At 34.0% G+C, this 7,041-nt stretch carries 7 protein-coding genes and 1 pseudogene; all 8 read left to right on the forward strand.

Annotated features, from left to right (window positions below; translation table 11 throughout):
* The first annotated feature begins 49 nt into the window (after positions 1-49).
* Positions 50-916 (forward strand): LysR family transcriptional regulator, encoded by an 867-nt coding sequence (locus ACOI1C_RS19105; RefSeq protein ID WP_422512183.1) that lies wholly within the window; start codon positions 50-52, stop codon positions 914-916.
* Positions 917-980: 64 nt separating this feature from the next.
* The gene (locus tag ACOI1C_RS19110) at positions 981-1,133 is read left to right on the forward strand and encodes a hypothetical protein (protein WP_422512174.1); all 153 of its coding nucleotides are present in this window, start codon (positions 981-983) and stop codon (positions 1,131-1,133) included.
* An 87-nt stretch (positions 1,134-1,220) separates the two neighbouring features.
* Positions 1,221-1,814, forward strand: coding sequence for a phosphotransferase enzyme family protein (locus tag ACOI1C_RS19115; protein ID WP_422512184.1), 594 nt, complete (start codon positions 1,221-1,223; stop codon positions 1,812-1,814).
* Positions 1,815-2,192: 378 nt separating this feature from the next.
* On the forward strand, positions 2,193-2,843 hold the full coding sequence (locus ACOI1C_RS19120) for a YiiX/YebB-like N1pC/P60 family cysteine hydrolase (RefSeq protein WP_422512175.1): 651 nt from the start codon (positions 2,193-2,195) through the stop codon (positions 2,841-2,843).
* 96 nt (positions 2,844-2,939) lie between these two features.
* Positions 2,940-3,938 carry a hypothetical protein gene (locus tag ACOI1C_RS19125; RefSeq protein WP_422512176.1) on the forward strand — a complete coding sequence of 333 codons (999 nt, stop codon included), beginning with the start codon at positions 2,940-2,942 and terminating at the stop codon, positions 3,936-3,938.
* A 356-nt stretch (positions 3,939-4,294) separates the two neighbouring features.
* Positions 4,295-4,519, forward strand: a complete 225-nt coding sequence (locus ACOI1C_RS19130) for a hypothetical protein (protein WP_422512177.1) — start codon at positions 4,295-4,297, stop codon at positions 4,517-4,519.
* Positions 4,520-5,014: 495 nt separating this feature from the next.
* Positions 5,015-6,715, forward strand: coding sequence for a DEAD/DEAH box helicase family protein (locus ACOI1C_RS19135; RefSeq protein ID WP_422512178.1), 1,701 nt, complete (start codon positions 5,015-5,017; stop codon positions 6,713-6,715).
* Positions 6,663-7,041, forward strand: a pseudogene (locus ACOI1C_RS19140) (hypothetical protein); the annotation flags it as partial. The gene ACOI1C_RS19135 and the pseudogene ACOI1C_RS19140, both read left to right, overlap by 53 nt.

Here is a 7,041-nt window from a genome sequence, read left to right on the forward strand (position 1 = left end):
ATGGTAACATTTTCTGATGGTAACATTTTAAGGGGGGATTACAATCGAAATCCGTCAACTTCAATCTTTTAAGACAGTAGCCGATTTAAATAGCTTTACCAAAGCCGCTCAAACCCTTCAGTACTCACAAGCATCCATCACTTCTCATATTCAGCAGCTTGAAGAGGAGATTGGGTTTCCTTTATTTGACCGATTGGGAAAACAAATAGAATTAACGATGATGGGGAAGGAACTTTATCGATATACAGATGAATTACTAGCGGTCTATTCAAAGATCCAACATATTTCATCAGACGATCATACAATGAAGGGTGAAATTCGTATTGGTGCATCCGAAACGATGACCATATACAGGTTAGGATCAGTGATATCAACGTATAAAAAGCTTTATCCAGAGGTCACGATTACCCTAATTAATGATAATTGTATTCCGCTTCGAGAGAGACTTCATACAGGAGAATTAGATATTGCGATAACCTTAGAACCTACTATTGTAAATGACTCTCAACTAACGACAGCCATTTGGTCGGAAGAACGCTTAGTATTTATTGGGGAAAGAAACCATTCCTTGAATAAAATAGAGGAGGCGGACGGGGAGTGTATTATTTTTACGGCGGATCTTAATTGTGGGTTACGAAAATTTTTCGAAGGGTACCTTATTGAGAAGCGAATCAATACTCTTAATCATTTAGATTTTACTAGTATGGAAGCCATCAAACAGTGTGTTGTAAGTGGATTAGGAATTAGCTTGATGCCATTCATAAGTGTAGAAGCACTGTTGCGAGACGGAAAACTGAAAGTCATAGAATCAAGTTGTGAAAACCCTACTTTCTATGCGCAAATCTCTCATCACAAAAACAAATGGCTGTCGAATGCTCATAAGAAGTTGATTGAGATGGTTTTGGGAGTTTGTTAGATAGATCCTGGCAAACCTTTAGAAAAATTATTATGAAAGTTGAGTGTTAAGGATGAAAAGCAAGATGGATGAAAATCGTACTAGTTTAAGTGGTGGTTTTCATAACGATGTGTTTCATATCAAGGAGACAGGAAAGGTTGTTAGGCTTTCCAATAATGAAAAAACAATGGAAATGGTATATCAAGAAATTGAATGGATGAATTTCTTATATGAGTAAGGTTTTGCAGTATCCAAACCCGACATGACTTTAGAAAAAGAAGATGGACGGGTCAGAGCATATTTTACATTTATCTAAGGTGAACAGATTGATGTAACTAACAAACTTCACTGGAATGAAGAAAATTTTGAGCAGTGGGGGATGATTTTGGGTAGAATGCATGCTTTATCCAAAATATTTCATCTGGATGAAGTACATAGACCTGTATGGTCCATAGAAAATACGGATGTCTTGGGTATTAGGGGGAGGGTAGCACCATGGATAAGGGAAGAATACGATAATTTGATGATCAGTCTTTGTCATTTCGACATCACCCCTGAGACATATGGGCTAATCCATAATGATTTTCATCAAGGGAACCTAATTATTAAAGAGGGAACGATAACAACAATTGACTTTGATGAATGTTCATATAATTGGTTTGCCCAAGATATTGCGGTAGCCTTCTATCACGCATACTGGCAGAATAAAACTTACAATGTAAATGTCGATAGATTCACCAAGACGTTTTATAGCTGTTTTTTTGCAGGGTATCAGGCAGAAAAGATGATTCAACCAGAAATGATTAAACAAATCCCTATATTTCTAAAACTGAGAGAAATCTTTTTGTATCAATTATTTATTCAAAAGTGGGATTTAAATCAATTAGAGGAGTGGCAAAGATTTACTTTAGATGACTAACAGGAGAAAATTAAGAACAAAGTGCAGTATGCAGGGATTGACGATTTATCTATTTATCTGTAACTGTTGCAATTAAACGATAGATTCCAGGGAGTGATTATTTTGGAGATTAAAATAGATGATTTAACAGGACCTGAAGTGGCTCAATTGGTTGGGGAACACCTTCAAGGTATGACCTGTAAGTGTTAAGGATGTTAGATATATGACAAATAGATTTTTCGTGAAAATTTTCCTATATAGATTTAGTTTTGAGTTATTTCGCGACTTAATTTTTAAAATTTTCTCAACTTTTACACTCTATTCGTAAAAAGATTATTAATCTACAATTATGTAGTAATAGCTATTACAAAATAAAACTTATTATTAGGGGGAATTATTGTGAAAGTTGTAAAAAGCCTTGGACCATTAGCGCTAATTATTTTATTATCTGCTCAACCTGTCTTAGCAACATCTTCAAGTTCGTCAGAAAATATGAATCGTTCGGATTCAAAAAACATTGAAGCTGAACAAAGAGCTGAATTAAGACAAATGTGGGGAAAACATAATGTGGAAGTTTTGAATAGCAACGGAAAAGAAGAAGTGGGAACCTTTGGGGTGGATCCTGGTTATACGGGAATAGGAAGCAAAGGTGACATTCTTATAGCTCTAGATTCAATAACAGATCATGTTGCTTTAGTAAAAGATACTTATATCTTAATAGAATCACATCCAGATAATCCAGGTGGAGATGTAGCGTACCGTGATAATAACTGGAAAGAAAGATATACACAAATTAAAGGGATGAGAGTTTCAGGTGCTACTAGTACAAATAAAACGAATGCAGTAAATTATGCTATAGCCCAGTTAGGCGAAGGATACAACATATACAGTGGGAGATGGACTACAGATGAGTGGTACTGTAGTAAACTTGTCTGGCGCGCTTGGTACGGACAAGGTTTTGATCTTGAAGGCAGAAATCTTGAAACGCGTGGAACTCACGTAACTCCAGGTGATATTTTAGACTCACCATTAACTACAGTATTCTATTAAAACGAATATTTATATTTAATTGCATAAAGTAAACCAATTATGGATTACTTTGTGCAATTTTTAAAAAACTTGTGGTATAACTGAGAGGAAATAAAATTGAAAATTAAAATGTTAGTGTTATCAATAGTAGTATCTACAATTGTTGTTGTGTTGCTTGCATTTGATTCAAAACCAAGTTTTAAGGTTCTAGCAACGGACTATGTTAACGATATTACAGAAATATATACCTATAGAGGCAACCATTTAGTAAATAAAGACGTCTATCAAATAGGCGGTGTAGAGATTATAAATAATAATAAAAATGAAAAAGTAATGTTTAATAAATACGGAAATGAATTAATCACAATAGCTAATCAAAAAGTTAAAAATTTTAAAATTAAAAAAAATCCGTTACAAATTGAAAAATTTAACAACAAAAATTTTGCTTTACATAATGAAGGAATAAATTCTTTCCAATTACAAGTCTATGACAACAATTATAATGTGACAAATCAAAGTATCAAGACAGATGGTTATGCAAGGAATTTTATAATTATTAATAATTTAATCTATGTTTTAGCAAATAAATATGATTTAGAACAAAATAGAACTGTTGGAGTATATGTGTTTAATTTGACAACCTTAGAAACGTTACATTTTACTGAAATGGAAGAACTTACTTTTGGTTTCCACATGGAAAAATTTGGCGATACAATTGAAATTTATGGTAATTCTAGTGAAGTTAAAAAAGATTTAACAACCTACTCTTTAAATATTAAAAATTTTGAATCAAAGCTAATTATTAAATCTGATATTCCAGTTATATGGGTAAGCAAAATTTTAAAAATAGATGGCTATAACATAATTTTAAATAACTATTCAATCATATCTATAGATAACTCAAAAAACATAAAAGTCGAATATAAGAATGATCAGACACTTATTGATTTTGAATACGACGAAAAGAAAAGAGTTTTTTACTTACTATCTGGAGATTTTGCAACCAAAAAATTCCAAGTTCAAAAACTAAATCAAAAATTTGAATTAATTGAAACCATTTATCTAAATGAAAATAATAAAACTCCAACGGATTTGATTTTAGAAAAAAAAGTTTAATTTAATTTAAGTAGAATTAAACAAGTGTCCTTGTGGAGAGAGACTATACTAACTCAGCGGTTCAATCAGGATATGTTAAATAAGAAAATGAAAAAGGATTCTTTTTGAAAAGGTAAAATAAAAAAAATATAGTTATTCAACTCGAGATTAATATTCTTTCATTTTCTGTGATGTAGCTATTATTTTTAAGCTACATAGATAGCTAAAGGGGTAGATTAGTATAAGAAGGTAAGATGTACTTTACATCAATAATTAAGAAAAGAACTGTTTAGGGGGTGATCAAAATAGATAAATTCATGAAATGGTTTATAGTTTCATTTATATTGGGGATTGTAGGGCTAATAGCAGTATTTTTCGTGGAAGATATTGCAAATGTAACTGGTGAATTGAATCGAAGCATCTTGTTAGTTAGCACTATAACTGTATTTATTTTAATTTTAACTTCGTTATTTAGTATTGTTAAAGCTAATTCAAATAGAATCAAGAGAGAATTAGTTATTTCTGCATTTTTCACCCTAATTCCTTTAGCAGCATTAGTAATGAATGGATTAATTTTCACTGTTTATTTTATAGGTAAGTAAAGTGAATATTTAGAATAATACACTTAAAATAACGGAGTGCTTAGCTGAAACTATAAAGTACCCCCTTTTTCTTATGAATTAACCCAGCAGGTTAGTTCATAAGAAAGAAATAAAATTCAAAGAGCCTAAATTATTTAGGCTCTTTATTTGGATTCAAAATAAACTATTTGGTTTCTATGGAAAAGGAAGTAGGAATGGGTTCAGTTTCATTTTCATACAATCAGATCTAAACATTTTTTTGGAGCGAGGGTTTAGTCTCAAACACATTCAAAGTTCGAGGTTTAAATTTCCGATTCATAACAAATATGCTTTACTGCATATACCGAATAGGCTATAAAAACAATGATTTATAGATTAAATCTACTGATTCGGAATGCCCTCCTCCCATATGTCGACCTCAAAGAAAGAGGAATGCTTTCTAGCAATCTTTTGACTTCGTCACACAGATAAAAAGGATAATAACCTTTTAGTAATTTGGAAATGGTGACATCCGGTGTGAAACTTGTGTTGCCACAGTTAAAAGCAGCTTCTGCGCGTGGTTGCGAGATTAAAATGCTTGTTGGTGATTATTTGTACATTACCCAACCTGATGCACTGGAGCTACTTCTAAGGGAGCTTCCTGGTATTGAGCTGCGGTTATTCCGTAGTGCAGGACAATCCTTTCATCCGAAAGCCTATTTATTTAGAGGCAACGATAAAAACCATGTGATCGTCGGTTCGTCTAATTTATCCAAGTCTGCTTTGACTGGCGGAATAGAGTGGAGTTTACATGTTCCTACACCTTTAGAAGAATCTCTTTTTGACGTGGCTGCAGAAGAATTTATGAAGCAGTTTTATGAAGAACGTACCATACCATTAAATGAGGAAACATTAGCTCTTTATCGTGAACAATTTGATATACATAATATACAAAGACCTTTTAGTCAGGCATGGTCTGAACAAGAGGAACAAGAAGTCATGTATGGAACTTCAGTGGATCAACCGGTAGTAGTTGAAACAAAAGAGCCATACATTGTTCAAGAAGAACTACTCCCTCGTCCTGCACAAGTCTTAGCTTTACAGGCCTTAAAGGATTCTATAAAAGACGATTACGATAAGGCTCTAGCCGTTATGGCAACCGGGCTCGGCAAGACTTATTTAGCCGCTTTCTTCGCAGAAGACTTTAAACGGGTTCTGTTTGTTGCTCATCGTGAAGAAATTTTAATTCAAGCCCAACATTCCTTTAAACATGTACATCCTGATACATCTACTGGTTTTTACAATGCTAAAGATCAAAAGCTGGATTCAAATTTCGTCTTTGCTTCTGTTCAGACCTTAAATCAACAGCACCATCTATCCCGCTTTAAACCAGATACATTTGATTTGATTGTTGTGGATGAATTCCATCATGCGAGCGCACCAAGCTACATGCGTATTTTGGAATACTTCAAACCAAGATTTCTTTTAGGGATCACAGCTACACCTTATCGTCTTGATAATAAAGATGTTTTTGGGCTTTGTGATGGGAACGTTGCAATTTCTATTCATTTTCTCGATGCCATCAAGAATCAATGGCTTGCCCCCTTCCGTTACCACGGGATTTATGACGATACGGATTACTCGCAGATACGCTGGCTTGGTACTCGTTATGATGAAGAAGAATTGGCTAGGGTGCAATTACGCACAGAGATGGCAGAGAAAATCTTGCAGGAATGGATAGATCATAAGCAATCAAGAACCATAGCATTCTGTTCTTCCATCAGACAAGCTGACTTCCTGAATCGTCACTTCCAACAAGCTGGATTTCGTTCTATTTCATTAAATGGCAATACACCAAATGAAGAACGTCTTGCTGCACGTGACCAGTTGAATACTGGAAAACTTGATATTATCTTTACTGTGGATCTATTCAATGAAGGCGTTGATATACCACGTGTCGATACATTACTGTTTGTTCGACCTACTGAGTCGCTTGCAGTCTTTACTCAACAAATTGGACGTGGGTTACGTATTACCGATGGAAAAGACCACTGCGTCATTATTGATTTGATTGGTAACTATCGAAATGCTGATATAAAATGGGGCGTCTTCAATCCAACATATGTTGGCGTACCAGAGCCTCGATTAATTGAACAAAGTATGCCTGAAGGTTGTCAATTCAATATTGACACTGAAGTTATTGATCGGCTTTGCCGGTTTGTTTGCTCGAAAAAATAAGCAAGGATTGATTGAAATAAAGGCTATTATTGATGATAAGGTATCTATCTTTCCTTATATCACGACGATACTTTTGTTCGTGCTGGAGTTTCACAGCAATAAATGGCAGATCAATACCCTTGGAGTAGGTTTAGGACTAGTCTTCTTCCTGATTATTGGAAAGCACCTTTATATCACCCAAAAGAATAAGAAGCTAATGATGGAATATCGAGAATTGGCTTATAAAGATTCACTTACGGAGTTATTGAACCGAAGTAGTTTTAAATTAGACTTAGAATATGCGATTAAGCAGGCAGAAAACAGTAAGAGTTCATTCACCTTATTAT

The organism is Bacillus sp. DJP31 (assembly GCF_049310945.1).
In the GTDB taxonomy this organism is placed as follows: domain Bacteria; phylum Bacillota; class Bacilli; order Bacillales; family SA4; genus Bacillus_BS.

Bases quoted from the DNA above. Each gene is read 5' to 3' on its own strand.
- ACOI1C_RS19110 (WP_422512174.1), top strand. From the start codon at position 981: ATGGATGAAAATCGTACTAGTTTAAGTGGTGGTTTTCATAACGATGTG.